The following is a 23,997-nucleotide window of genomic DNA, read 5'->3' on the forward strand; positions in this document are numbered from 1 at the left end:
TCGGCCGGCGGCGCGACGATCGCCGCGATCGTCACCGGCGCCACGCCCGTGCAGCGCGCGCGGATGCTGCAGGCCGGGTGCGACGTGTGTCTTGCCCATCCGTGTTCGTTCGTCGAGCTGCACGAACGGTTGCGCGCGCTGTGGCGCCGGACCGGCGCGATCGGGACGCGCGAGCCGGTCCGGCTCGACGCGGCGACGCGAGCGCTCGAGGAGCACGGCAGGCGGCTCGCGCTCAGTGCGCGGGAATTCCGTCTCGTCGAATGCCTGCTGCGCGAATCGGGCCGGCCGGTCGGGCGCGACGCCGTGCTGCGTTATGCATGGGGCGACGCCGATATCGAACCCGAAACGGTCAATGCGCTGGTCGTGCGGTTACGGCGCAAGCTGGCCGCCCACGCATTCACCGCCCGCATCGAGACCGTCGCGCGATTCGGGTTCAGGTTCGACGCGGGCGGATGACGGCGCGGTAGCGCGTTGTGTGCCACGAGCGCAGGCGTGCCGCGCGTCGCGCGACACGTCCGTGTGCGTGCAGTCAGTGCGAATACAGTTCGCGGTTGAGTTGCGCGAGCTGCCCGTCGCGTTCGGCGTGGACGAGTTCGCGATAGACCTGCGCGCGCGTGAGCGGCGCGGCTGGCGAGGCCGTCCATGCCGGTCGCGACGGCAGCGGTGCGGGTGCGGCCGACGCGAACGTGTGTGGTGCGGTCGCCGCGGCGGGCGGCATCGCGCTGGCCCGGCCGGGCAACGTGACGCAGAGGGCGCAGAGGAGGGAGGTGAACATCAGGGTCTTCATGGCGTGGTCCTTTTCAAGTGACAGTAGCCGGTGACGTGATGGCGATGCCGGCAGGCACCACGTTATCGGGCGCGCCCGTGCGGGCGCCGGGCGCGCCGATGAAGAAACGTTCATGAATGCGTGCCGTGCCAGCCGCCGCCGAGCGCGCGCACGAGCCCGACGGATGCCTGCAGGCGTCGCGCGTCGGCATCGAGCGACGCGATCTGCGTATCGAGTTCGGTCGTCTGCGCCGTGACCACGTCGAGATAGCTGACCGCGCCGTCGCGATAGCGCGACATCGCGAGTGCGAGCGACTGCCGCGCCGCGACGAGCGCCGCGTCGTCCTGGTCGGATTCGTCGCCGAGGCGGTGCAGCAGCGCGAGATCGTCCTCGACTTCCCGGAATGCCTGCAGCACGACGGCGCGATAGCGCGCGCCCTGCTCGGCGAATTGCGCACGTGATTTGCGTACGCCCGCGGCGCGCAGGCCGCCGTCGAACAGCGTCGCCGCGAGACGCGGCCCGATCGACCAGATCTCGTTCGGCGCGGCGAGCCATGGCGAGAACGTATCGCTCTGGAAGCCGGCAGCGAGGCCGAGCGACAGGTCGGGGAAATAGGCGGCGCGGGCGACGCCGATTCGCGCGTTCGCCGCCGCGACGCGACGTTCGGCGGCGGCGATGTCCGGCCGGCGTTCGAGCAGCGTCGACGCGAGGCCGGTCGGAATCGCCGGCACGCCGGGCAGCGCCGCGACGGGCGGCAGCGTGAACGTCGACGCGGATGCGCCGACGAGCGCGGCGATCGCGTGTTCGTCGAGTGCGCGGCGGGCGGCGATGTCGGAGGCGCGTGCCCGGGCGAGCGCGAGTTGTGTCCGTGCGCGCGACACGTCGAGCCCCGACGCGAGGCCGCCGCGATGACGGCTGACCGTGAGTTGCCACGCGCGGCGATACGTGTCGATCGTTTGCGTGAGCGTGGCCGCTTCGCGGTCGAGGCCCGCGAGGTCGAAGTAGGTGGCGGCCACGCTGGCCTGCAGGCTGAGCCGGACCGACGCGAGATCGTCGTCGGCCGCCTGCGCGTCGTCGCGGCCGGCCGCGACCGTATTGCGGACTTTGCCCCACAGATCGACGTCGTAGCCGATGCCGGCTTCGAGCGTGTTCGACTCGTAGACGTCGGGCTGGCCGCTGCCGCGCAGCGGCCGGCGCGCCGACTGCCGGTCGCGGTCGGGTTCGGCTTCGATACCCACGCTCGGCAGCAACGCCGCATGCGCTTCGTCGAACAGCGCGGTCGCCTCGTCGTGCCGCGCGACGGCGGCCGCGAGGTCGGGATTCGCGCGTGCGACGAGCGGTTCGAGCCGGTCGAGCGTCGCGTCGCCGTACACGCGCCACCAGCCGTCGCGCGGCAGGCGGTCGGCCGGCGCGGCATCGACCCACGGGCCCGTTTCGCGAAACGCGGCCGGCACCGGAACGGCCGGCACGCGGTAGGCCGGTGCGAGCGAACAGCCGGCGAGCAGCGCGATGCTGCCCAGCCATGCGGCAAGCAGTCGGTCAGCCATGCGCGTGCTCCGTCGTGGCGGTGCCGGCGATGCGTACAGGGTCGCCGTCCGCGAGCGAATCGGGCGGATTGTCGATCACGCGATCGCCGGCCGCGAGTCCCGAGGCGATCTCGACGCGCGTGCCGAGATCGGTCGCGATCGACACGTTGCGCAACCTCGCATGCCCGTTCGCGTCGAGCACAGCGACCTGCAACCCGTCGTGGCGGAAGATCAGCGTACTGGCCGGAATCGTCAGCGCATGCGCGGCGCCGGGCATCGCAAGCCGCACCTGCGCGTATTCGCCGGGAAAGAGCGTGCCCGCCGGATTGGCGATCGAAAACTGCGCGAGCAGCGTGCCGGACGCCGGGTCGATCGACTGCGCGGAATCCGCGAGCGTGGCGTCGAACGTCTGGCCCGGGCGCTCGGGTACGGTCAGCACGGCCTGCATGCCCGCGTGGATCGCGGCCGCGTCGTCCTGCGGCACGTGGACGTACAGCCGCAGTCGCCGCGCATCCGACACGGTGAAGAGCTCGGCGCCGTTGCCGCTGCCCGCGTCGATCAGCGCGCCGACGTCGGTCTTGCGGGCCGTCACGACGCCGTCGAACGGCGCGGTGAGCCGCTTGAACGATTCGAGCGCTTCGAGCCGCCGTACGTCGGCGGTGCGCGCGGCGACGGCCGCGCGTTTCGCATCGAGGTCGCTGCGTTTCTCGTCGGCCTCCTGCTGCGACACCGAATCCTGCGCAAGCATCTCGGCCCAGCGGGCGGCCGTGATCGCGGCGAGCCGCTCGTTCGCGCTCGCGCTTTGCAGGTCCGCGCGGGCCTGCTGCAACTGCTGGTCGAGATCGGGCGTGTCGATCGACGCAAGCAGCTGGCCCGCCTTCACGTGCGCGCCGATGTCCGCGTACCACGCATGCAGGTAGCCCGGCACGCGTGCGTAGATCGGGGCGTCGACATAGGCGTCGAGCCGGCCCGGCAGCACGAGTGCGTCGGCCGCGGCCGGCTGCGGCGCGACCGTGGCGACGGTCGGGATCGCTTGCTGCGCGGTCCACGCGGCGACCGCGTGCGCGTCGTGCACGCGGGCGAGGACGCCGGCGGCCGCGACCGCGAGCGCGGCGACGGCGCCTGCGATCGCGAGCGGCTTCAGGTAGCGCGGCGTGCCGGGGGGACGGACTTCGAATTCAGTGGACATGCTGTTCTCCCGGAGTGACGGAAAGGGATTCGGGGCGCGGCGCGCGATCGCGCCGGTGGACGAGGCTGAACACGACCGGCACGAACACCAGCGTCGCGACGGTCGCGCACAGCAGGCCGCCGATGACCGCGCGGCCGAGCGGGGCGTTCTGTTCGCCGCCGTCGCCGAGACCGAGCGCCATCGGCGCCATGCCGATGATCATCGCGAGCGCGGTCATCATCACGGGCCGAAAGCGCGTGAAGCCGGCCTCGAGCGCGGCGACGGCCGCGTCGGCGGTGTGCGCGAGCCGTTCGCGCGCGAAGGTGACGACGAGGATGCTGTTCGCGGTCGCGACCCCCATGCACAGGATCGCGCCCGTCAGCGCCGGCACCGACAGCGGCGTGCGCGTGACGAACAGCATCCAGACGATGCCGGCGAGCGCCGCGGGCAGCCCGCTCACGATCACGAACGCGTCGCGCCACGAATGGAAGTTCACGACGATCAGCAGGTAGATCAGCAGCACCGCGCCGGCGAGGCCGGCGAGCAGTCCGCCGAATGCGCCGTTCATCGTCTGCACCTGGCCGCGCACGGTCACGCGCGAGCCCTTCGGCAGGCCGGCGGCATTCGCGCGCAGCACGCGTTCGATGTCGGCGCTGACCGCGCCGAGATCGCGATCCTGCGTCGTTGCGAAGATGTCGTACAGCGGCGCGATGTCGTAGTGCGAGACGACCGCGTCGGTCTGACCGCGCACGATCGTCGCGAGGCCGCCGAGCAGTTGCGGGGCGCCCGTGCGGCCCGTGACGGGCAACGCGCGCAGGTCCGACAGCGACGTCATCCGGTACTGCGGCGTCTGCGCGACGATCGGATAGGACACGCCGTTGTGCGGATCGAGCCAGTAGGTCGGCGACACCTGGCTCGTGCCGGACAGGCTGGCGACCACCGCATTGGTGACGTCCTGCTCGGTGACGCCGAGCTGCGCGGCGCGCGCGCGGTCGACCGACACCGTGAACTGCGGATAGGTCGACGCCTGCTGCACGCGCGCATCGGCGACGCCCGGTACCGTGCGGATGCGGCGCAGCAACTCGGTCGCGTACGCGCGGTTGGCTGCCCGGTCGGGGCCGGTCACCTGCACGTCGATCGGCGCGGGGGCGCCGAAGTTGAGGATCTGGCTCACGATGTCGGCGGGCAGGAACGAGAACGTCACGCCCGGAAACGCGCGCGGCAGCGCGGTGCGCAGTTGCTTCACGTAGCCGGCCGTCGGCGCGTGGTCGCCGGTGAGCGACACGAGGATGTCGCCGTCCTGCGGGCCGATCGTGCCGCTGTTGCTGTACGTGAGGTTGATCCCGCTGTTCGGCAGGCCCATGTTGTCGACGATGCTCGCGAGCGCACGCGGCGGCACGACGCCGCGCACCGTGCGCTCGACGCGGTCGAACAGCGCGGCCGTTTCCTCGATGCGCGTGCCGATCGGTGCGCGCACGTGGATCGCGATCTCGCCCGAGTCGACCGATGGGAAGAAATTGCGGCCGAGCCCCGGCACCAGCACGAACGACACGGCGACCGCGGCGAGGAATAGTGCGACGAAGCGGCCGCGGTGGGCGAGGGCCAGCCCGAGCACGACGCGGTAGCCGGCGCGCAGCGCGGCGAAGCGGCGTTCGAAGCCTTGCTGGAACGCGACGAGCGGATTGCGTGCGCGCGGCGGCGCGAACGGCGCGCCGTGCGGCGCGAGCACGGCGGCCGGATGGGCGGCATGCGGTTTCAGCAGGTAACGGGCCATCATCGGCACGAACGTGCGGGACAGCACGAACGACGCGATCATCGCGAAGATCACGGCTTCGGCCATCGGCACGAACAGGAAGCGCGCGACGCCGTCGAGCAGCAGCATCGGCACGAACACGATGCAGATGCACAGCAGCGACACGAAGGCCGGCGCGACGATCTGCGACGCGCCGTCGAGGATCGCGCTGCGCACGTCCTTGCCCTGCTCCAGGTGCCAGTTGACGTTCTCGATCGTGACGGTCGCGTCGTCGACCAGAATGCCGACGGCGAGCGCGAGCCCGCCGAGCGTCATCACGTTGAGCGTCTCGCCCGCGGCCGCCAGCGCGGCGATCGCCGCCAGCACCGCGAGCGGGATGGATGCGGCGATGATCAGCGTCGAGCGCCAGCTGCCGAGAAACAGCAGGATCATCGCGGAAGTGAGCGCCGCGGCGATCAGGCCTTCGCGCGCGACGCCGCTCACGGCGCCCTTGACGAACACCGACTGGTCGCCCATCACGACGAGCCGCAGCGACGGCGGCAGCGTCGCCTCGATGCGCGGCAACTGCGCCTTGACGCCCGCGATGATGTCGAGCGTCGACGCCGAGCCGCTTTTCAGCACGCTCATCAGCACCGCGCGGCGGCCGTCGACGCGCACGATGTTGCCCTGCGGCGGAAAGCCGTCGCGGACATGCGCGACGTCGCGCATGAAGATCACCGCGCCGTTAACCGTCCGGATCGGCAGCGCGTTGAGCTGGTCGATGGTCAGCGGACTGTCGTTGAGGCGGATGTTGTATTCGAAGCCGCCGATCTTCTGCGTGCCGGCCGGGATGATCTGGTTCTGCTGCGCGAGCGCGGTCGCGACATCCTGCGCGGACAGCCCCTTGGCCTGCAGCGCCTGCGGGTCGAGGTCGATCTGCACCTGGCGCACCTTGCCGCCGTACGGCGACGGAATCGCGACACCCGCGACGGACAGCAACTGCGGCCGGATCACGTTGGTCGCGTAGTCGCCGAGCTGCTGTTCGTTCAGCGTGTCGCTGGTCAGCGCGAGCTGCAGCACCGGTACCGTCGACGCGTTGTAGTTGAGGATCTGCGGCGGCGTGGTGCCGGGCGGCATCTGCTTGAGCACGGTTTGCGAGATCGACGTGACCTGCGCGGTCGCGGTGCGGATGTCGACGCTCGGCTGGAAGAAGATCTTGACGATCCCGAAACTGCGGAACGATTGCGACTCGATGTGCGCGACGTCGTTGACCGTCGTGCCGAGCGTGCGCTCGTAATACGTGACGATGCGCCCGGACATGTCGGCCGGCTGCAGGCCCGCGTAGTTCCATACGACGCTGATGACCGGGATCCGGATGTCGGGAAAGATGTCGGTCGGCGTGCGCAGCGCGGCGAGCGGCCCCGCGATCAGGATCAGCAGCGCGAGGACGATGAACGTGTAGGGGCGCGCGAGCGCGAGTCGGACGAGTTTCAGCATCGGCGAGGTCTCCGCCGGCGCGGGGCGCCGGCCTGTCAGCAAAGTGCCGAAGCGTGGCGGGCGCCCGATCCGGCTCGCGCAGTGTGCGAGGCGGCGCTTAACGCCGGGCGCGAGGCAGGATGAAAGAAGTTTTAGGAAAGGGCACGGCGGGGGCGGACGGGCGCCGATTGTTACAAGACGTTAGCGCGGGCTTTCCGTTGCGATGTGACGCATCAGTTCTTACAAACTTGAAATATGCGGAGGCGGGGCTTGCCGTTATAGTCCAGTCACACATGACACAACCAGAAGAGGAATCCATGAAGACCTTGCGTGTTGCCTCGCTCTTGACCGGTATGACGGCCTTGCTCGTGTCGGGCGCAGCAATGGCGGGAGTCAATGTCGGGATCAACGTCGGCGTGCCGGCGCCGGTCTACGTCGCGCCCGCGCCCGTGTATGCGCCGCCGCCCCCGCCGCCGGTCGTCTACCAGCCTGCGCCGGTGTATGCGCCGGCGCCCGTGTACGCGCCGGGACCGGCGATCGTGATCGGCTGGCACGGCGACCGCTACTGGGACGGCCGCCGCTACTGGGGCCGCGACGACTGGTATCGCCACCATGGCGGGCGTCCCGGCTGGGACCGCGGTCACGGTCACTGGGACAACGGTCGCCACAACGGCTGGCGCTGATATGGCGCGGTGTGCGCGCGTGACGCGTGCGCGCCGTCTGCCCGTCAACAAGACCGGAAACCGCCCGCGTGGCGGTTTTCTTTTGGCCCGGCCGATTGAATGGGTAGAATCGTCCCACGTTACTACCCTCATTCGACCGACAGGGCCTCTATGACGAAGGGTTCGCCCCGGGCCGCCGCCGTGCGGGCCGGTTCCGGCGCGCTGCGTGCCGTACGGGCTGCCGGCCGCGCGGCCGCGGCGTTTGCGCTATGCGCCGCGCTGACCACGCCGGCCGCGCACGCGGCCTATGCGATCGCGCAGTACGGCGAGCCGAAGTATCCGCCGGGTTTCAAGCATTTCGACTACGTCAACCCCGATGCGCCGAAGGGCGGCACGCTCGTGCTCGCGAACCCGAACCGGCTGACGTCGTTCGACAAGTTCAATCCGTTCACGATGCGCGGCAATCCGGCGCCGGGCATCGACATGCTGTTCGAGAGCCTTGCGACCGGCAGCTCGGACGAACCGGCATCCGCCTACGGGCTGCTGGCCGACGACATCGACGTCGCGCCCGATCGTCGTGCGGTCACGTTCCACCTGAATCCGCGCGCGCGTTTCTCGAACGGCGATCGCGTCACGGCCGACGACGTCAAGTTTTCGTTCGATACGCTGAAGAGCAAGCAGGCCGCGCCGCAGTTCGGCGCGTATTTCGCGGAAATCGCGAAGGCCGTGGTGGTCGATCCGGCCACCGTGCGCTTCGAGTTCCGCAGCTCGAACCGCGAGCTGCCGCTGATCGCCGGCGGCGTGCCGGTGTTCTCGCGCAAGTGGGGCGTGCGCGCGGACGGCTCGCGCATCCCGTTCGACCAGCTCGCGTTCGAGCAGCCGATCGGCAGCGGCCCGTATCTGATCGAGCGCTACGACAATGGCCGCACGATCACCTATCGGCGCAACCCCGCGTACTGGGGCGCCGACCTGCCGGTGCGGATCGGCACCAACAACTTCGAGCGGATCGTCTACAAGCTGTACGGCGACGGCGTCGCGCGGCTCGAGGCGTTCAAGGCCGGCGAATACGACGTGCTCGTCGAGTACATCGCGCGCAACTGGACGCGGCGCGACGTCGGCAAGCGTTTCGACAGCGGCGAGCTCGTCAAGCGCGAATTTCGCCAGCACAACGGCGCCGGCATGCAGGGTTTCTTCATGAACCTGCGCCGTCCGCTGTTTCGCGACGCGCGCGTGCGCCAGGCGCTCGACCTCGCGTTCGACTTCGAATGGCTGAACCGCCAGCTGTTCTACAGCGCGTACACGCGCCTCGACAGCTATTTCGCCGACACCGACCTGCAGGCGACCGGCATGCCGGGCGAGGGCGAGCTGAAGCTGCTCGAGCCGCTGCGCGCGCAGCTCGATCCGGCCGTGTTCGGCCCGATGGTCACGCAGCCGGACACGAATCCGCCGGGTTCGCTGCGCGCGAACCTGCTGAAGGCGCGCGCATTGCTCGCGCAGGCCGGCTGGACCTATCGCGACGGCGCGCTGCGCAACGCGAAGGGCGAGCCGTTCGCGTTCGAGATCCTCGACGATGCGGGGGGCGCGATGGAAGGCGTCGTGACCGCGTACCAGCGCAACCTCGCGAAGCTCGGCATCGCCGTACGTTTTCGCACGGCCGATTTCGCGCTGTTGCAGAAGCGTCTCGACGCGTTCGACTACGACATGACGACGATCCGCCTGCCGGGCGTGCAGGTGCCGGGCGCCGAGCAATATTCGCGTTACGCGAGCAAGTTCGCCGACGAGCCGGGCTCCGACAACCTCATCGGGCTGAAGTCGCCGGCCGTCGACGCATTGCTGCACGCGCTCGGTACCGCGCAGACGCGCGAGGATCTGCTCGACGCGACGCACGCGCTCGACCGCGTGCTGATGCACGGCTACTACGCGGTGCCGCAGTGGTACAGCACGACGCACCGGATCGCCTACAAGCGCTCGCTCGCCTATCCGCAGACGCTGCCGCTGTACTATTCGGCCGAAGGCTGGGTCGTGTCGACTTGGTGGGCGAAGCCCGATCACTGACCCGCACCCGCCTTTCGTCCAATCGCCCAACCGATCACGAGTCGACGCCCTATGTGGAGCTACATCCTCAAACGCCTGCTGCTGATGATCCCGACGCTCGTCGGCGTGCTGACGCTGACGTTCGCGGTGATCCAGTTCGTGCCGGGCGGCCCCGTCGAGCAGGCCGTGCAGGAATTGCGCAAGGGCGCGACGGAGCAGGGCGCGGTGCCGTTCGGCATGCGCGCGCACACCGGCGTCGACGCGCAGCAGCTCGCGCAGCTCAAGGCGCTGTACGGGTTCGACAAGCCGCCGCTCGAACGCTACTGGCTGATGCTCAAGCGCTTCGCGCGCTTCGATCTCGGCGACAGTTACTTTCGCCACCAGAGCGTGTGGTCGCTGGTCGTGCAGAAGCTGCCCGTGTCGATCAGCATCGGGCTGTGGACCTTCTTCCTCACGTACCTGATCTCGGTGCCGCTCGGCATCGCGAAGGCCGTGCGCAACGGTTCGCCGTTCGACGTCGCGACCAGCCTCGTCGTGCTCGTCGGTTATGCGATCCCGGGTTTCGTGCTCGGCGTGCTGCTGCTCGTGCTGTTCGGCGGCGGCTCGTTCTGGCAGCTCTTTCCGCTGCGCGGCCTCACGTCGGACAATTTCGCGCAGCTGTCGCTCGTCGGCAAGGTGCTCGACTACCTGTGGCACATCGCGCTGCCGATCACGGCGTCGGTCGTCGGCAGCTTCGCGGTCGTCACGATGCTCACGAAGAACGCGTTCCTCGACCAGATCCGCCGGCAATACGTGCTGACCGCGCGCGCGAAGGGGCTCTCCGAGCGCAGCGTGCTGTGGAAGCACGTGTTCCGCAACGCGATGCTGCCGCTGATCGTCGGCTTCCCGGCTGCGTTCATCGGCGCGTTCTTCACCGGCAGCCTGCTGATCGAGACGCTGTTCTCGCTCGACGGCCTCGGGCTGCTGTCGTACGAGTCGGTCGTGCGGCGCGACTATCCGGTCGTGCTCGGCACGCTGTACCTGTTCACGCTGATCGGGCTCGCGACCAAGCTGCTCTCCGATCTCTGCTACGTGTGGGTCGATCCGCGCATTCAATTCGACAACCTGGAACGCTGACATGAAACGATCCATTCGCATGCCCGGCGTGATCGGGCGAGGGGCGCGATGAACCGGGCCGTCGCGTCATCCCGCATCGACGCCGCGCGTGCGCGCGTGTCGCCGTCGCCCGCGCGCCGCGTGTGGCAGCGCTTCAGGCAGCAGCGTCTCGGCTACTGGAGCTTCGTGATCTTCGTCGTCGCGTTCGCCGCGAGCCTCGCGGCGCCGCTGTGGTCGAACGACAAGCCGCTCGTCGTGCGCTACGACGGCCAGACCTATTTCCCGATGTTCCATGCGTATCCGGAAACGACCTTCGGCGGCGATTTCCCGACGCCGGCCGACTACCTCGATCCGTACGTGCGCAAGCGGCTCGAGGCGCCCGGCAACTTCGTCGTCTATCCGCCGAACCGCTATTACTACGACACGCTGAACTACTTCTCGAACGTGCCGAACCCGGCGCCGCCGTCGCGCGAGAACTGGCTCGGCACCGACGCGCAGGGGCGCGACCTGCTCGCGCGGCTCGTCTACGGGTTTCGCATCTCGGTCGAGTTCGGGCTGATCCTGACCGTGATCGGCACGCTGCTCGGGATCGCCGCGGGTGCCGTGCAGGGCTTCTTCGGCGGGCGCATCGACATCGTCGGGCAGCGGCTGATCGAGATCTGGAGCTCGCTGCCCGAGCTGTACCTGCTGATCATCTTCGCGTCGATCTTCGAGCCGAGCTTCCTGCTGCTGATCGTGCTGCTGTCGCTGTTCGGCTGGATCGGGCTCGCCGACTACGTGCGCGCGGAGTTCCTGCGCAACCGCACGCAGGACTACGTGCGCGCGGCCCGCGCGATGGGGCTCACGAACTGGCAGATCATCTGGCGCCACGTGCTGCCGAACAGCCTCACGCCGGTGATCACGTTCCTGCCGTTCCGGATGAGCGGCTCGATCCTCGCGCTCACGAGCCTCGATTTCCTCGGGCTTGGCGTGCCGCCGCCGACGCCGAGCCTCGGCGAATTGCTCGCGCAGGGCAAGGGCAACCTCGACGCGTGGTGGATCTCGCTGTCGACGTTCGGCGTGCTGGTCGCGACGCTGCTGCTGCTGACCTTCATGGGCGATGCGCTGCGCAATGCGCTCGACACGCGGATCGCCGATTCGGTGCGCGCGGCGGGAGGGCAGCGATGAGCGAGCCGACCGTATCGACGCAGCGCGAGCCGCTGCTGTCGCTCGAGCATCTGCGCGTGCGCTTCGGCGACACGGTCGCGGTGGACGACGTGACGCTGGCGATCGGCCGCGGCGAGCGCGTCGCGCTCGTCGGCGAGTCGGGTTCCGGCAAGAGCGTGACCGCGCTGTCGATCCTGCGGTTGCTGCGCGACGCCGAGGTCAGCGGCGCGATCCGCTTCGCGGGGCAGGACCTTTCGACCAGGAGCGAGCGCGAGATGCGCGGGCTGCGCGGCTCGGACATCGCGATGATCTTCCAGGAGCCGATGACGGCGCTCAACCCGCTGTATACGATCGGCGTGCAGATCGGCGAGACGATCGTGCTGCACGACGGCGTCTCGGCCGTCGAGGCGCGCAAGCGCGCGATCGCGCTGCTCGCGCGCACGGGCATCGCGGAGCCGGACCGGCGCGTCGACAGCTATCCGCACCAGTTGTCGGGCGGCCAGCGGCAGCGCGCGATGATCGCGATGGCGCTCGCGTGCCGGCCGCGGCTGCTGCTTGCCGACGAGCCGACCACCGCGCTCGACGTGACGATCCGCGCGCAGATCGTCGACCTGTTGCTGGAGCTGCAGCGCGAGGAAGCGGAAAAGCGCGGGATGGCGATCCTGCTGATCACGCACGACCTGAATCTGGTGCGGCATTTCGCCGAGCGCGTCGCGGTGATGGAGCATGGCCGGCTCGTCGAGAGCGGGCCGGTCGAGCGGATCTTCGCGCAACCCGAGCATCCATATACGCAGCGGCTGCTGAACAGCCGGCCGCAGCGCACGGTCATGCCGGTGATGCCGATCGCGCCCGTCGTGCTCGACGCGCGGCACGTGAGCGTGCAGTTCGCGCGCAAGCGGCCGGGTTTCGCGGGCTGGTTCGGCACGGTGCCGGTGACGGCCGTCGCCGACGTGTCGGTGTCGGTGCGGCAGGGCGAGACGCTCGGCATCGTCGGGGAATCCGGGTCGGGGAAGTCGACGCTCGCGATGGCGCTGCTCGGGCTGCAGAAGACGGCCGGCGGCGAGATCGAATTCCAGGGGCGCGCGCTGTCGAGCTATCGCGGCCGCGAGCAGACCGCGCTGCGCTCGAACATGCAGGTGGTCTTTCAGGATCCGTTCAGTTCGCTTTCGCCGCGTCACACGATCGAGCGGATCGTCGGCGAGGGGCTCGAACTGCATCGCCCGGACATGACGCCCGACGCGCGCCGCGCGAAGTCGCTCGCGGTGCTGCGCGAGGTGGGCCTCGACCGCACGGTGCTGCAGCGTTATCCGCACGAATTCTCGGGCGGCCAGCGCCAGCGGATCGCGATCGCGCGGGCGCTGGTGCTGGAGCCGCGGATCCTGATCCTCGACGAGCCGACGTCGGCGCTCGACGTGTCGATCCAGCAGCAGGTGCTGAAGCTGCTCGCGAATTTGCAACAGAAATACAACCTCGGCTACGTGTTCATCAGCCACGACCTGGAGGTGATCGGCGCGATGGCGCACCGCGTCGCGGTGATGCAGGGCGGCGCCGTCGTCGAGTCGGGGGACGTGTCCGACATCTTCGCGAGACCGTCACATCCTTACACACAAAAGCTGTTGAAAGCGGTCTGGAAAGCGTGATAGGCGTCCAATGGTCTGATCATCTCGATTGTATTTATTAATTTGTTTTGACAAACGATTACGCGCTGGCTAGTATCGACCGAAATTTTCCGCCAATCAGCTGATTTTTAAGCACATTCCATCGACCAATGCAGCATCGATCCCTGACCCAGGCATGCGCGCGCACCATCGCCGGGCTATTCATCGGCGCCCTGTTCGCAGCAGCTCCCGGCGCGTTCGCCGACGAAGTCAGCAGTTTTAACCAGAATGTCACCAATTCGACTCAGATCGGGTCGGGTTCCTCCCTCCAGCAGGCCAGCACGCAGCCGTCGAGCGGCGGCGCGAAGTCGTTCCTCGCCGGCATGGCCGGCAAGGCGGGCGACGTGGTCGTCGGCGCGCTGAACATGATCGGCGTGCGTTATCGCTGGGGCGGCAACTCGCCGGATTCGGGCCTCGACTGCAGCGGCTTCGTCCGCTACGTGTTCCAGGACACGCTCGGCATGTCGCTGCCGCGTCGCGCGGAAGAGATGAGCCGCGTCGGCGAGAAGGTGAGCATGAGCAACCTGAAGCCGGGCGATCTGGTGTTCTTCAACACGATGCGCCGTACGTTCTCGCACGTCGGCATCTACATCGGCGACAACAAGTTCGTGCACTCGCCGTCGACGGGCAGCACCGTTCGCGTCGACGATCTCGACAGCGGCTACTGGGAAAAGCGGTTCACCGGCGCGCGCCGCATCGAATCGGAATTCCCGGCGATGAAGCCGGAAGACCTGCGGCGCGTGCGCGCGACGATCGGCGACGATTCGGCGAACGGCAACAACTGACGTTCGCCGGTCGGTCGGACCGGAAAAACCCTGTCACCGAAAGGCGGCAGGGTTTTTCGTTTTTGGGGCCGGCGTTGGTGGCGAGGCGGGTCGCGGGGCGGCGGCCCGGGCCGCCCGTTGCGGCGACAGCCGGGCTTACGCGGCAGCCACGCCGCGCGCGGCCGCGAGCTTGCGTTGCAGTTCCGGCATGATCCGCGCGACCGCTTCCTCGCCCGCGAGGATCGCCGCGTTGCGCTGGTTGAAGTCGCTGCCGCCCATCGCCGCGAGGTTCGGGCGGATCACGACGTCCGCGTACTTGTCGAGCTCGTAGGTCTTGATCGTCTGGCCCATGATCGTGAAGGTCTGCAGCAGCATCTCGATCGGGTTGTTGGTTGCCGCGCCGTCCGGCCGCGCCGAGATGTCGACCGCGATCACGAAGCTCGCGCCCATCTTGCGCGCGTACGACGCGGGCACCGGGCTCACGAGGCCGCCGTCGACATATTCGCGATTGCCGATCTTCACCGGTTCGAACACCGACGGCACGCTGCACGACGCGCGCACCGCGAGGCCCGTGTTGCCCTGCTGAAACAGGATCGGCTGGCCGCTCTGCAGATCCGTCGCGACGACGCCGAGCGGCTTCGCCATCTTCTCGATCGGCCGGTTGTTGAGCGTCTTGTTCAGGAAGTTCTGCAGCGCGACGCCTTGCAGCAGGCCGCGCGAGCGGAACGGCAGCGCCCAGTCGCTGATGGCCGCCTGGTCCATGTCGAGCGCGATCTTGTTGATCTGCAGCGCGCTCATGCCGGACGCATACAGCGCGCCGACCACCGATCCCGCGCTCGTGCCGGCGACGATCTCGACCGGGATGCCGCGCGCTTCGAGCGCCTTCAGCACACCGATGTGCGAGAAGCCGCGCGCGGCACCGCCGCCGAGCGCGATGCCGATCTTCACGGGCTTTTCCTGCGACTGGGCCGGGTTGGGGCGGGACTTGTCGCCGAATGACGTGCAGGCGGCGAGGCTGGCGGACGCGCAGGCGATCGTGAAGTGGCGGCGCGACAGGCGAGGGGACGACATCGAATGGTTCTCCGGCGGCTTGGCGGCGGGTTACACGGCCCGCGGCGGCGATAGGTTTCGAGCGGCCGCGCGGCAGGTTCCGGGCGGCCGGCGCCGCGCCGGCTGGCGGCCGCGGCGCGCACATCATAAAGCAAGCGGCGCGCTTGGCGCGATGTCCGGCGCGAGTATAATTCCGGCTTCTTTCCCGTTCCGGGCGTCGCCGGCTCCGTTGCTGTCCGGGCTGCCGCCGCCGTCCCGCGTCGAATCATTCATGCGCCCCAGGCGTTCGAGTTACCGTTTATGACCCGTCCTGTCCGTACCCGCTTCGCGCCGAGTCCCACCGGCTTCATTCACCTCGGCAACATCCGCTCCGCACTGTATCCGTGGGCATTCGCCCGCAAGATGAAGGGCACGTTCGTGCTGCGCATCGAGGATACCGACGTCGAGCGTTCGTCGCAGGAAGCGGTCGATGCGATCCTCGAGGGGATGCAATGGCTCGGCCTGGATTTCGACGAAGGCCCGATCTACCAGATGCAGCGGATGGACCGCTATCGCGAAGTGCTCGCACAGATGCTCGAGAAGGGCCTCGCCTACCCGTGCTACATGTCGGCCGAGGAACTCGACGCGCTGCGCGAACGCCAGCGCGAAGCCGGCCTGAAGCCGCGTTATGACGGCACGTGGCGTCCGGAGCCCGGCAAGGTGCTGCCGGAGCCGCCGGCCGGCGTGAAGCCCGTGCTGCGCTTCCGCAATCCGCTGACGGGCACGGTCGTGTGGGACGACGCGGTGAAGGGGCGTGTCGAGATCTCGAACGAGGAACTCGACGACCTCGTGATCGCGCGCCCCGACGGCACGCCGATCTACAACTTCTGCGTGGTGGTGGACGACATGGACATGGGCATCACGCACGTGATCCGTGGCGACGACCACGTGAACAACACGCCGCGCCAGATCAACATCCTGAATGCGCTCGGCGGCGAGCCGCCCGTCTACGCGCACCTGCCGACCGTGCTGAACGAGCAGGGCGAGAAGATGAGCAAGCGGCACGGCGCGATGAGCGTGATGGCGTACCGCGACGCGGGCTTCCTGCCGGAGGCGGTCGTCAACTATCTCGCACGCCTCGGCTGGTCGCACGGCGACGCCGAGATCTTCTCGCGCGAGCAGTTCGTCGAATGGTTCGATCTCGAGCATCTCGGCAAGTCGCCCGCGCAGTACGACCACAGCAAGCTGAGCTGGCTGAACGCGCATTACATCAAGGAAGCCGACAACGCGCGCCTTGCCGAACTCGCGAAGCCGTTCCTCGACGCGCTCGGCATCGACGACGCGGCGATCGCGACGGGTCCGGCGCTCGACGCGGTGGTCGGCCTGATGAAGGATCGCGCGACGACGGTCAAGGAGATCGCCGAAGGCGCGACGATGTTCTACCGGGTGCCGGCACCGGAAGCCGACGCACTTGCTCAGCACGTGACCGATGCGGTGCGCCCGGCGCTGGCCGATCTCGCCGCCGCGCTGAAGGCGGCCGACTGGACGAAGGAAGCGGTGTCGGCCGCGCTGAAGGCGACGCTTGCCACGCACAAGCTGAAGATGCCGCAGCTCGCGATGCCGGTGCGTCTGCTGGTGGCGGGCACGACGCATACGCCGTCGATCGATGCGGTGCTCGTGCTGTTCGGTCGCGACGTCGTGGTGTCGCGCATCGAGGCCGCGCTCGCCTGAGGTCGTGCGTCGACGAAGCTGTCCGCGTGCGGGTGCGCGGCAGCTTCGCAAAATATTTCGCGCGAATCGCAAAAAGGGTATTTACAAGTTCAAAGTAGGTCCATATAATCTCATTTCTGTTCTGCAAGGGGGTATAGCTCAGCTGGGAGAGCGCTTGCATGGCATGCAAGAGGTCAGCGGTTCGATCCCGCTTACCTCCACCAACAGAACAAGCTGAGTTGATTTGCGAAGCAGTGGTGGTAATAAATGCTTCACAAAATGATTCAAAGCAGTTAGAATTTCGGCCTTCGCTGTTGACCAGAAGTGAATAGCGAAAGTCAGACGGATCTGAAAAGATCATGTCCCCTTCGTCTAGAGGCCTAGGACATCACCCTTTCACGGTGAGTACAGGGGTTCGAATCCCCTAGGGGACGCCAGATTCAGCGGCGTTTCGTCGTAGAAGTGTCGCGAGGCTTGCAGGAACGTAACCGACGTCCTGCGGGTTGGGTAAGAAAGCTGGAGCGGTAGTTCAGTCGGTTAGAATACCGGCCTGTCACGCCGGGGGTCGCGGGTTCGAGTCCCGTCCGCTCCGCCAGAACGAAGCCCGTTCAAGACGTTTTTGAGCGGGCTTTTGTATTAAGGATGTAAGCAGTACGTTGTCCCCTTCGTCTAGAGGCCTAGGACATCACCCTTTCACGGTGAGTACAGGGGTTCGAATCCCCTAGGGGACGCCAGATTCAGCGGCGTTTCATCGAAGTGTCGCAACGCGTGCAGGAACGTGACGAGATCCTGCAGGCGGTGGTGCAGAAAGCTGGAGCGGTAGTTCAGTTGGTTAGAATACCGGCCTGTCACGCCGGGGGTCGCGGGTTCGAGCCCCGTCCGCTCCGCCAGAACGAAGCCCGTTCAAAGAACGTTTTTGAACGGGCTTTCTCGTTAAGGATGTAAGCAGTACGTTGTCCCCTTCGTCTAGAGGCCTAGGACATCACCCTTTCACGGTGAGTACAGGGGTTCGAATCCCCTAGGGGACGCCAGATTTCGGCGTCGTTCGAACAAACGATGCGCCGGCAGGAAGTAACCGACGCCTGCCAGGCAAGCAGCAAGACTGGAGCGGTAGTTCAGTCGGTTAGAATACCGGCCTGTCACGCCGGGGGTCGCGGGTTCGAGTCCCGTCCGCTCCGCCAAAAAATGAAGAAGCCCGCCTCGTGCGGGCTTTTTCATTTGCATCGTCGTCGCGCCCGCTGGCGGGCGCGTGACCGCGGAGCGGAGGAAGCCGCCTGCGCGGCTTCCGGCGGGACTCGAAGGGATGCGCGTGCACGCGCATCCGCGGCCTGCAGGATGTAGGCGAGTCCCGTTCGCTCCGCCAAAAAATGAAGAAGCCCGCCTCGCGCGGGCTTTTTCATTTGCATCGTCGTCGCGCATATCACCGGTCGCGCACCCGCCCACCGCTACGAGAAATTCGCGATTGCATCCGCGCGCGACTGCGTTATCGTGGCGGGATGCGTTCTTGACCCCTGCGTGATGCTCGACCCGACCGACCTGCGACTCCTGTATCAGCTCCGGCCCGCGGAACCCGGCGATTTCCCGTTCGCCGAAGCGCTGACGCACGGCAACATGGGCGGCTATTACAAGCGCCATGGACTCGTGTGGCGCAGCGACCTGTTCTACGCGAGCTGGCGTGAATCCGAGAACTTCATCCTCGAGGCCGACGGCGAGCGCATCGGCGTGCTGCGCGTGACCGAGGAAGGCGATTCGCTGCACATCCGCGACGTGCAGATCGCGGCCGGCCATCGCGGGCAGGGGGCCGGCACCTACATGCTCGACATGTCGCATCGCTGGGCGCGTGCGCGCGGGCTGCACGAACTGCAGCTGCGCGTGTTCGTCGACAATCCCGCCGCGCGCCTTTACCTGCGCATGGGCTACCGGGTCGCCGGGCCGCGGCTCTCGCAGCTGGGCTCGATCCGCCACATGGTGCGGCCGGTCTGAAGGTCTGGCGATGCGGCGCGCGGTCAGCGAGCCGCGTCGATCGCGTTGTCGTCGGGTGTTTCGTCTTCCGCGAGGCTGCCTTCCGCGCCGCGATGCTCGTAGCCGCGCAGCATGAACGCGCGCGGGCTTTGACCGAAGGCACGGCGGAACATCGCCGAGAACGCGCTCTGGCTCTGGTAGCCGAGTTCGCGCGCGATATGCGACAGCGGGCGCCCCTGGTTCAGCAGCGGGATCGCCCGCGCCAGCAGCGCCTGCTGGCGCCACTGCGAAAAGCTCACGCCCAGCTCCTGCTTGAAGAGCCGCGAAATCGTGCGTGTGCTCGCGCCGACCTCGCTCGCCCAGTGTTCGAGCGACTCCGCATGCGCCGGGTGCGCGAGCACCGATTCGCACAGCATGCGCAGACGCTTCTCGTCGGGCATCGGCACCGCGAGCGGCAGCGGTTCGGCGTGGCTCAGCTCGTCGAGCACGAGGCCGCACAGCAGCCGCTCGCGCGCGGCGCTCAGGTCGCGTGCGTCGAGCGCGACGATTAGCTCGCGCAGCAGCCCCGTCACCTCGACGACGCGGCACGCGTCGAGCCCGTCCGGCACGATCGACTCGTCGATATACAGCGTCCGCAGATAGGCCTCCTCGACGATCACGACCTCGTGCGTCACGTGCGGCGGCACCCAGATCGCGCGGGACGGCGGCACCATCCACGTCGTGCCGGTCGTCGCGACGCGCAGCACGCCGCGCGACGCATACGCGAGCTGCGCCCACGCGTGCGTATGCAGCGGGATGCGGCGGCCGGCGTCGACCTGCCGCGCGCGCACGCGCATCGGATGGACGGCGGTCGGCGCGAATTCGGGCGGAATGTCGATGACGTCGTACGGGTTCGATGCGTCGGCTTGGACGGGCGGATTCATGGGCGGTTCGGGCAGCGCGGCGGCGATGCCGTTATTTTAGAAGGCGCAGCGCGTGCGCATGCGGCGGTTTCCCGGGCGATCATGCCGTGTTCAAATGAACGTTGTGTGGGCGCCGGCGCTTCCCGGGCAGCGGGCCGCCGCTGCGAGCGCCGGCGGCTTCGAACCATCCGGCCGGTATCGCGGTCTATCGTGGCAGGCGCATTTTCATGTAAAGCGCGCGAACACGGCAATCACGAATCGAAGAGGAGAACCACGATGCGTTACGTATTCGTCTACGGCACCTTGCGTGCCGGACAAGCCAACGACATCGGCCATGCGGCCGCACGGCACGGAATCGCGGCGCCGACGCTGCTGGGCGCGGCCGCGCTGCCGGGCGAGCTGTACGATTTCGGCACGTATCCGGGAATGATCGCCGGGCCGGTGTCCGGCAAGTCGCTGGTCTGGGGCGATGTCTACGAGGTCGACGAGCGACTCGTCCCCGTGCTCGACGAGATCGAGCGCGTCTATCCGGGCGTCGACTCGCTGTTCAAGCCGGAAGAAGTGACCGTCGCGCTGGGCGGCCGGCAGTATGCATGCCTGTATTATCCGATCGCCGCGCATGCGGTCGCCGGGCGTCCGCGTATCGAATCGGGTGACTGGGCCCAGCACCGACGCGAGCAGGAAACCGCGTGAGCGTTCCGGCGGCAGCCGGATTCGCGTCAAATGAAAAAGCGCCCCGCAGGGCGCTTTTTTGCGGTCATCGCAGGGGACGGGCGGCGACGCGTGGCAGGCCGCCGGTCGCTGCGTGTCGCGGCGTCAGATTTCCTCGTACAGCGGCAGCGTCAGGAATTCGGTGAAGCCTTCCGACGTCGACATCTGTTCGAAGATGGCCGCGGCGCGCTCGTACGGCTGCGTGTTGCCGCCGACCGAGCGCTTGACGTTGTCGAGCTCGATCTTCGCGAATGCGCGCACGAGCTCGGCCGTGACCTTGCGGCCGTCGTCGAGCACGCCCTTCGGCGAGCGGATCCACTGCCACACCTGCGAGCGGGAGATCTCGGCCGTGGCCGCGTCTTCCATCAGGTTGTGGATCGGCACGCAGCCGTTGCCGTCGAGCCATGCACCGAGGTAGTGGATGCCGACGTTGATGTTGTTGCGCAAGCCGGCCTCGGTGATCGGCGCTTCCGGCTGGAAGTCGAGCAGGTTGCTGCCTTCGACCTGCACGTCGTCGCGCTGCTTCGCGATCTGGTTCGGCCGGTCGCCGAGCACCTTGACGAACTCTTCCATCGCGATCGGCACGAGGCCGGGGTGCGCCACCCAGCCGCCGTCGTAGCCGTCGGTCGCGTCGCGCTGCTTGTCCGAGCGCACGCCGCCCATCGCCTTGTCGTTCGCTTCCGGATCGTTCTTGATCGGGATCAGCGCGCTCATCCCGCCGATCGCCGGCGCGTTGCGCTTGTGGCAGGTCTTCAGCAGCAGCAGCGCGTACGCGCGCATGAACGGCACCGTCATCGTGATCTTCGAACGGTCCGCGAGGCAGAAGTCACGGTCGTTCTTGAATTTCTTGATCGCCGAGAAGATGTAGTCCCAGCGGCCGGCGTTCAGCCCCGAGCTGTGTTCGCGCAGTTCGTACAGGATCTCGTCCATCTCGAACGCGGCAAGGATCGTCTCGATCAGCACCGTCGCGCGGATCGTGCCGCGCGGCACGCCGACCGCTTCCTGCGCGGCGACGAAGATGTCGTTCCACAGGCGCGCCTCGAGATGGCTTTCCATCTTCGGCAGGTAGAAGTACGGGCCCGAGCCGCGCGCGATCAGTTCCTTCGCGTTGTGGAACAGGAACAGCGCGAAATCGAAGATGCCGCCGGACACGCGCTGGCCGTCGACCGTCACGTGCTTCTCGTCGAGGTGCCAGCCGCGCGGACGCACGATCAGCGTCGCGACCTTGTCGTTCAGCCGGTACGACTTGCCGTTCTGCTCGAGCGAGATCGTGCGGCGCACCGCGTCCTTCAGGTTGATCTGGCCGTCGATCTGGTTGGTCCAGCTCGGCGCATTCGAGTCCTCGAAGTCCGTCATGTACGAATCGGCGCCCGAGTTCAGCGCGTTGATGATCATCTTGCGCTCGACGGGCCCCGTGATCTCGACACGGCGGCATTGCAGGTCGGCCGGCAGCGGCGCGACCTTCCAGTCGCCTTCGCGGATCGACTTCGTTTCGGCCAGGAAGTCGGGGCGCTCGCCCGCGTCGAGGCGTTTGGTGCGCTCGACGCGCGCCTGCAGCAGCGTCTGGCGACGCGGTTCGAACGCGCGGTGCAGCGCGGCGACGAGTTCCAGTGCCGCGGGCGTCAGGATCGCTTCGTAACCCGGCTTGATTTCGCCGGTGATCGTCATGCCTTGCGGCAGCGTGATCGGGGTGCTCATGAGTCTCATCTCCTTGGTCGGTCAGTTGCGGTTTCGGTGAAGGGGGAAGGCGGCAGCGCCGCGAACGTCATGCGCCCGGGCCGGGGCGCGTGCGGTTTGCGGGCCTGCCGGACGGAGCCGGGGCGGCGAGGAAGGCGAGCAGATCGGCCATGCCGGTGCCCGTGCCGTCGGGCGGCGCGCCGAGTTCCTCGGCGGGCGCGCCCGTACGGTTGAGCCAGAACGTCGTGTAGCCGAACCAGACGGCACCGGCGACGTCCCACGCGTTCGACGACACGAACACGATGCCGCGCGGGTTCGACCCGAACGCGGCGGTGCCGAGCGCGTAGGCGGCCGGACTCGGCTTGTACGCACGCGCCGTGTCGGCCGACAGCACGCGATCGAACAGTCCGGACATGCCGGCGCTCTTGATCGCGATGTCGAGCATCTGCGGGGTGCCGTTCGACAGGATCCCGAGCGGCGGGCGCGGTTCGAGCGCGCGCAGCTTGCGCAGCGCGGGCACGGTGTCGGGATAGGTGGACAGGCACGCGTATTCGTCCATCAGCCGCTTCTCGGCCGCGCTGTTCAGCGCAAGCCCGAGCCGACGCGCGGCGAAGCGCAGCGCGTCGAGCGTGACGTCCCGGAACGGGCGATAGTGCGCACCGCCCGGATCGGCGAGCGTGCGCAGCTGCGAGTATTCGATTTGCTTGCGTCGCCACAGCTGCGACAACCGTTCCCCGTGTCCGGGAAACATCTGCTCCGCCGCGGCCAGGACCGCCCGGACGTCGAACAACGTGCCGAATGCGTCGAAGAGGATGGCGTCGGGAGAGGAGAGTGTCGTTGTGGCCGACATAGCCTTGCGCTCCAGTTTCAGAGGTCGGATCGATTCTATTCGTGATCGTATGGTCTAAAAAAGACGCTATTCATCACTTGATCTTTTACTTTCATATACCTAATCTCGAGCGGCTCAAGCTATTTGACGGACGGCGGTGCCGTCCTTGCGACTCATGGACCGGTTCAAGCAGATCGAAACGTTCGCCGCGGTCGCGGCGAAGGGCAGCCTGTCGGCGGCCGCGCACGCGGAAGGGGTCGCGCCGGCGATCATCGGCCGCCGCCTCGACGCGCTCGAGGAGCGGCTCGGCGTGAAGCTGCTGGTGCGCACCACGCGCAAGCTCACGCTGACGTTCGAAGGCTCGGCGTTTCTCGAGGATTGCCAGCGGATCATCAACGACATGCAGAACGCGGAGGCGAGCGTGTCGGCCGGCGGCGTCAAGGCGAGCGGCCACCTGCGGATTTCCGCGCCGGCCGGCTTCGGCCGGCGGCACGTCGCGCCGCTCGTGCCCGAATTCAGCGTCGGGCATCCGGACGTATCGGTCACGCTCGACTTGTCCGACCGGATGGTCGACCTCGTCAACGAGGGGTTCGATTGCGCGGTGCGGCTCGGCGAGCTGCCCGATTCGTCGCTCGTGTCGCTGAAGCTCGGCGAGAACCGCCGCGTCTGCGTCGCGTCTCCCGCCTATCTGGCGCGGCGCGGCACGCCGGTCACGCTCGCGGAGCTGGCACGGCACAACTGCCTCGCGCTCGCGGCGAACGCGAACCAGCAGCGCGGCTGGACGTTCCAGGAGGGCGACAAGGTCGTGTCGATCCGCGTGAACGGCACGATGGAATGCTCGGACGGCGCGGTGCTGCACGAGTGGTGCCTCGAAGGTTACGGCCTGGCATGGCGTTCGTGGTGGGAGGTCGGCGACGACATCGCGGCCGGCCGGCTCGTCAGCGTGCTCGACGCGTTTGCCGCGCCGCCGATCGGCATCCACGCGGTGTTTCCGCAGCGCCGTCATCTGCCGCTGCGCGTGCGCCTGTTTCTCGATTACCTGAAGCACACCTACGAGCAGCCCGGTTATTGGGGCGAGCAGGCGGCGCGCGCCCGCGCGTTTCCGATATGAGGGCGAACCCGCTGCCGGTGCCGGTCGGGCGATTTCGCG

The 23,997-nt window shown here is 68.0% G+C and carries 19 protein-coding genes and 7 tRNA genes; 18 read left to right on the top strand and 8 right to left on the bottom strand.

The genetic code is table 11. The features are described 5' to 3' along the window. Positions 1-456, top strand: a 456-nt coding sequence (locus tag AC0KUR_RS35375) for a response regulator transcription factor (RefSeq protein ID WP_473377205.1), incomplete at its 5' end; no start/stop codon positions are given. 73 nt (positions 457-529) lie between these two features. On the opposite strand, the gene AC0KUR_RS35380 is transcribed toward AC0KUR_RS35375, so the two are convergent. The 4 genes from AC0KUR_RS35380 to AC0KUR_RS35395 form a co-directional block, all read right to left on the bottom strand. Further along, on the bottom strand, positions 530-787 hold the full coding sequence (locus AC0KUR_RS35380; RefSeq protein WP_124609704.1) for a DUF4148 domain-containing protein: 258 nt from the start codon (positions 785-787) through the stop codon (positions 530-532). Positions 788-897: 110 nt separating this feature from the next. Then, entirely contained in the window at positions 898-2,313 is a 1,416-nt protein-coding gene (locus AC0KUR_RS35385; RefSeq protein WP_124670786.1) for an efflux transporter outer membrane subunit, read from the bottom strand. Continuing rightward, positions 2,306-3,481 (bottom strand): efflux RND transporter periplasmic adaptor subunit, encoded by a 1,176-nt coding sequence (locus tag AC0KUR_RS35390; protein ID WP_473377206.1) that lies wholly within the window; start codon positions 3,479-3,481, stop codon positions 2,306-2,308. Before AC0KUR_RS35390 ends, AC0KUR_RS35385 begins: the two co-directional genes overlap by 8 nt. Then, the gene (locus AC0KUR_RS35395) at positions 3,471-6,689 is read right to left on the bottom strand and encodes an efflux RND transporter permease subunit (protein ID WP_034188990.1); all 3,219 of its coding nucleotides are present in this window, start codon (positions 6,687-6,689) and stop codon (positions 3,471-3,473) included. The genes AC0KUR_RS35390 and AC0KUR_RS35395 overlap by 11 nt, the downstream gene beginning before the upstream one ends. Positions 6,690-6,985: 296 nt before the next feature. Here AC0KUR_RS35395 and AC0KUR_RS35400 point away from each other — a divergent pair, with 296 nt between their 5' ends. The 6 genes from AC0KUR_RS35400 (at position 6,986) to AC0KUR_RS35425 (ending at position 14,048) form a co-directional block, all read left to right on the top strand. Beyond that, entirely contained in the window at positions 6,986-7,351 is a 366-nt protein-coding gene (locus AC0KUR_RS35400) for a hypothetical protein (protein ID WP_034188887.1), read from the top strand. 150 nt (positions 7,352-7,501) lie between these two features. Further along, complete coding sequence (locus AC0KUR_RS35405; RefSeq protein WP_473377207.1) at positions 7,502-9,385, top strand: extracellular solute-binding protein; 1,884 nt, start codon at positions 7,502-7,504, stop codon at positions 9,383-9,385. Positions 9,386-9,436: 51 nt separating this feature from the next. Beyond that, entirely contained in the window at positions 9,437-10,480 is a 1,044-nt protein-coding gene (locus tag AC0KUR_RS35410) for a microcin C ABC transporter permease YejB (protein ID WP_034188885.1), read from the top strand. 48 nt (positions 10,481-10,528) lie between these two features. Beyond that, positions 10,529-11,626, top strand: coding sequence for an ABC transporter permease (locus tag AC0KUR_RS35415; RefSeq protein ID WP_034188884.1), 1,098 nt, complete (start codon positions 10,529-10,531; stop codon positions 11,624-11,626). Further along, a complete protein-coding gene (locus tag AC0KUR_RS35420) occupies positions 11,623-13,245 on the top strand; it encodes an ABC transporter ATP-binding protein (RefSeq protein WP_473377208.1) in 1,623 nt (540 codons plus the stop codon). The genes AC0KUR_RS35415 and AC0KUR_RS35420 overlap by 4 nt, the downstream gene beginning before the upstream one ends. Positions 13,246-13,373: 128 nt before the next feature. Then, positions 13,374-14,048 carry a C40 family peptidase gene (locus tag AC0KUR_RS35425; RefSeq protein ID WP_034188882.1) on the top strand — a complete coding sequence of 225 codons (675 nt, stop codon included), beginning with the start codon at positions 13,374-13,376 and terminating at the stop codon, positions 14,046-14,048. A gap of 135 nt (positions 14,049-14,183) precedes the next feature. Here AC0KUR_RS35425 and AC0KUR_RS35430 read toward each other — a convergent pair whose 3' ends face one another. Then, positions 14,184-15,098 (bottom strand): patatin-like phospholipase family protein, encoded by a 915-nt coding sequence (locus AC0KUR_RS35430; RefSeq protein WP_034188881.1) that lies wholly within the window; start codon positions 15,096-15,098, stop codon positions 14,184-14,186. Positions 15,099-15,377: 279 nt separating this feature from the next. Between AC0KUR_RS35430 and gltX the strand changes: the two genes are divergently transcribed. The 9 genes from gltX (at position 15,378) to AC0KUR_RS35475 (ending at position 18,749) form a co-directional block, all read left to right on the top strand. Further along, positions 15,378-16,787: a glutamate--tRNA ligase gene (gene gltX, locus AC0KUR_RS35435; RefSeq protein WP_034188880.1), complete on the top strand. Its 1,410-nt coding sequence runs from the start codon at positions 15,378-15,380 to the stop codon at positions 16,785-16,787. A 127-nt stretch (positions 16,788-16,914) separates the two neighbouring features. Then, positions 16,915-16,990 (top strand) — tRNA-Ala (locus tag AC0KUR_RS35440). Between the two features lie 137 nt (positions 16,991-17,127). Continuing rightward, positions 17,128-17,203, top strand: a tRNA-Glu gene (locus AC0KUR_RS35445). An 81-nt stretch (positions 17,204-17,284) separates the two neighbouring features. Beyond that, positions 17,285-17,361, top strand: a tRNA-Asp gene (locus AC0KUR_RS35450). A gap of 63 nt (positions 17,362-17,424) precedes the next feature. Next, positions 17,425-17,500, top strand: a tRNA-Glu gene (locus AC0KUR_RS35455). A 79-nt stretch (positions 17,501-17,579) separates the two neighbouring features. Beyond that, positions 17,580-17,656 (top strand) — tRNA-Asp (locus AC0KUR_RS35460). 65 nt (positions 17,657-17,721) lie between these two features. After that, positions 17,722-17,797 (top strand) — tRNA-Glu (locus AC0KUR_RS35465). 73 nt (positions 17,798-17,870) lie between these two features. Next, positions 17,871-17,947: transfer RNA gene (locus AC0KUR_RS35470), tRNA-Asp, on the top strand. A gap of 337 nt (positions 17,948-18,284) precedes the next feature. Then, positions 18,285-18,749: a GNAT family N-acetyltransferase gene (locus tag AC0KUR_RS35475; RefSeq protein WP_034188879.1), complete on the top strand. Its 465-nt coding sequence runs from the start codon at positions 18,285-18,287 to the stop codon at positions 18,747-18,749. A 23-nt stretch (positions 18,750-18,772) separates the two neighbouring features. On the opposite strand, the gene AC0KUR_RS35480 is transcribed toward AC0KUR_RS35475, so the two are convergent. After that, entirely contained in the window at positions 18,773-19,651 is an 879-nt protein-coding gene (locus AC0KUR_RS35480; RefSeq protein WP_034188878.1) for an AraC family transcriptional regulator, read from the bottom strand. Between the two features lie 255 nt (positions 19,652-19,906). Between AC0KUR_RS35480 and AC0KUR_RS35485 the strand changes: the two genes are divergently transcribed. After that, entirely contained in the window at positions 19,907-20,323 is a 417-nt protein-coding gene (locus AC0KUR_RS35485) for a gamma-glutamylcyclotransferase family protein (protein WP_034188877.1), read from the top strand. Positions 20,324-20,446: 123 nt separating this feature from the next. On the opposite strand, the gene aceB is transcribed toward AC0KUR_RS35485, so the two are convergent. Next, a complete protein-coding gene (gene aceB, locus AC0KUR_RS35490; RefSeq protein ID WP_343727426.1) occupies positions 20,447-22,039 on the bottom strand; it encodes a malate synthase A in 1,593 nt (530 codons plus the stop codon). A gap of 67 nt (positions 22,040-22,106) precedes the next feature. After that, the gene (locus tag AC0KUR_RS35495) at positions 22,107-22,868 is read right to left on the bottom strand and encodes a haloacid dehalogenase type II (protein ID WP_473377209.1); all 762 of its coding nucleotides are present in this window, start codon (positions 22,866-22,868) and stop codon (positions 22,107-22,109) included. Between the two features lie 154 nt (positions 22,869-23,022). On the opposite strand from AC0KUR_RS35495, the gene AC0KUR_RS35500 reads away from it, so the two are divergent. After that, a complete protein-coding gene (locus tag AC0KUR_RS35500; protein ID WP_301741542.1) occupies positions 23,023-23,958 on the top strand; it encodes a LysR family transcriptional regulator in 936 nt (311 codons plus the stop codon). Positions 23,959-23,997 lie beyond the last annotated feature (39 nt).

The sequence above is a fragment of the Burkholderia sp. YHN3-13 genome, from assembly GCF_055810675.1.

Bases quoted from the DNA above. Each gene is read 5' to 3' on its own strand.
- AC0KUR_RS35480 (WP_034188878.1), bottom strand. From the start codon at position 19,651: ATGAATCCGCCCGTCCAAGCCGACGCATCGAACCCGTACGACGTCATC.
- AC0KUR_RS35420 (WP_473377208.1), top strand. From the start codon at position 11,623: ATGAGCGAGCCGACCGTATCGACGCAGCGCGAGCCGCTGCTGTCGCTC.
- AC0KUR_RS35390 (WP_473377206.1), bottom strand. From the start codon at position 3,481: ATGTCCACTGAATTCGAAGTCCGTCCCCCCGGCACGCCGCGCTACCTG.
- AC0KUR_RS35400 (WP_034188887.1), top strand. From the start codon at position 6,986: ATGAAGACCTTGCGTGTTGCCTCGCTCTTGACCGGTATGACGGCCTTG.
- AC0KUR_RS35485 (WP_034188877.1), top strand. From the start codon at position 19,907: ATGCGTTACGTATTCGTCTACGGCACCTTGCGTGCCGGACAAGCCAAC.
- aceB (WP_343727426.1), bottom strand. From the start codon at position 22,039: ATGAGCACCCCGATCACGCTGCCGCAAGGCATGACGATCACCGGCGAA.
- AC0KUR_RS35495 (WP_473377209.1), bottom strand. From the start codon at position 22,868: ATGTCGGCCACAACGACACTCTCCTCTCCCGACGCCATCCTCTTCGAC.
- AC0KUR_RS35430 (WP_034188881.1), bottom strand. From the start codon at position 15,098: ATGTCGTCCCCTCGCCTGTCGCGCCGCCACTTCACGATCGCCTGCGCG.
- AC0KUR_RS35380 (WP_124609704.1), bottom strand. From the start codon at position 787: ATGAAGACCCTGATGTTCACCTCCCTCCTCTGCGCCCTCTGCGTCACG.
- AC0KUR_RS35415 (WP_034188884.1), top strand. From the start codon at position 10,529: ATGAACCGGGCCGTCGCGTCATCCCGCATCGACGCCGCGCGTGCGCGC.
- AC0KUR_RS35500 (WP_301741542.1), top strand. From the start codon at position 23,023: ATGGACCGGTTCAAGCAGATCGAAACGTTCGCCGCGGTCGCGGCGAAG.
- AC0KUR_RS35385 (WP_124670786.1), bottom strand. From the start codon at position 2,313: ATGGCTGACCGACTGCTTGCCGCATGGCTGGGCAGCATCGCGCTGCTC.
- AC0KUR_RS35425 (WP_034188882.1), top strand. From the start codon at position 13,374: ATGCAGCATCGATCCCTGACCCAGGCATGCGCGCGCACCATCGCCGGG.
- gltX (WP_034188880.1), top strand. From the start codon at position 15,378: ATGACCCGTCCTGTCCGTACCCGCTTCGCGCCGAGTCCCACCGGCTTC.
- AC0KUR_RS35475 (WP_034188879.1), top strand. From the start codon at position 18,285: ATGCTCGACCCGACCGACCTGCGACTCCTGTATCAGCTCCGGCCCGCG.
- AC0KUR_RS35395 (WP_034188990.1), bottom strand. From the start codon at position 6,689: ATGCTGAAACTCGTCCGACTCGCGCTCGCGCGCCCCTACACGTTCATC.
- AC0KUR_RS35410 (WP_034188885.1), top strand. From the start codon at position 9,437: ATGTGGAGCTACATCCTCAAACGCCTGCTGCTGATGATCCCGACGCTC.
- AC0KUR_RS35405 (WP_473377207.1), top strand. From the start codon at position 7,502: ATGACGAAGGGTTCGCCCCGGGCCGCCGCCGTGCGGGCCGGTTCCGGC.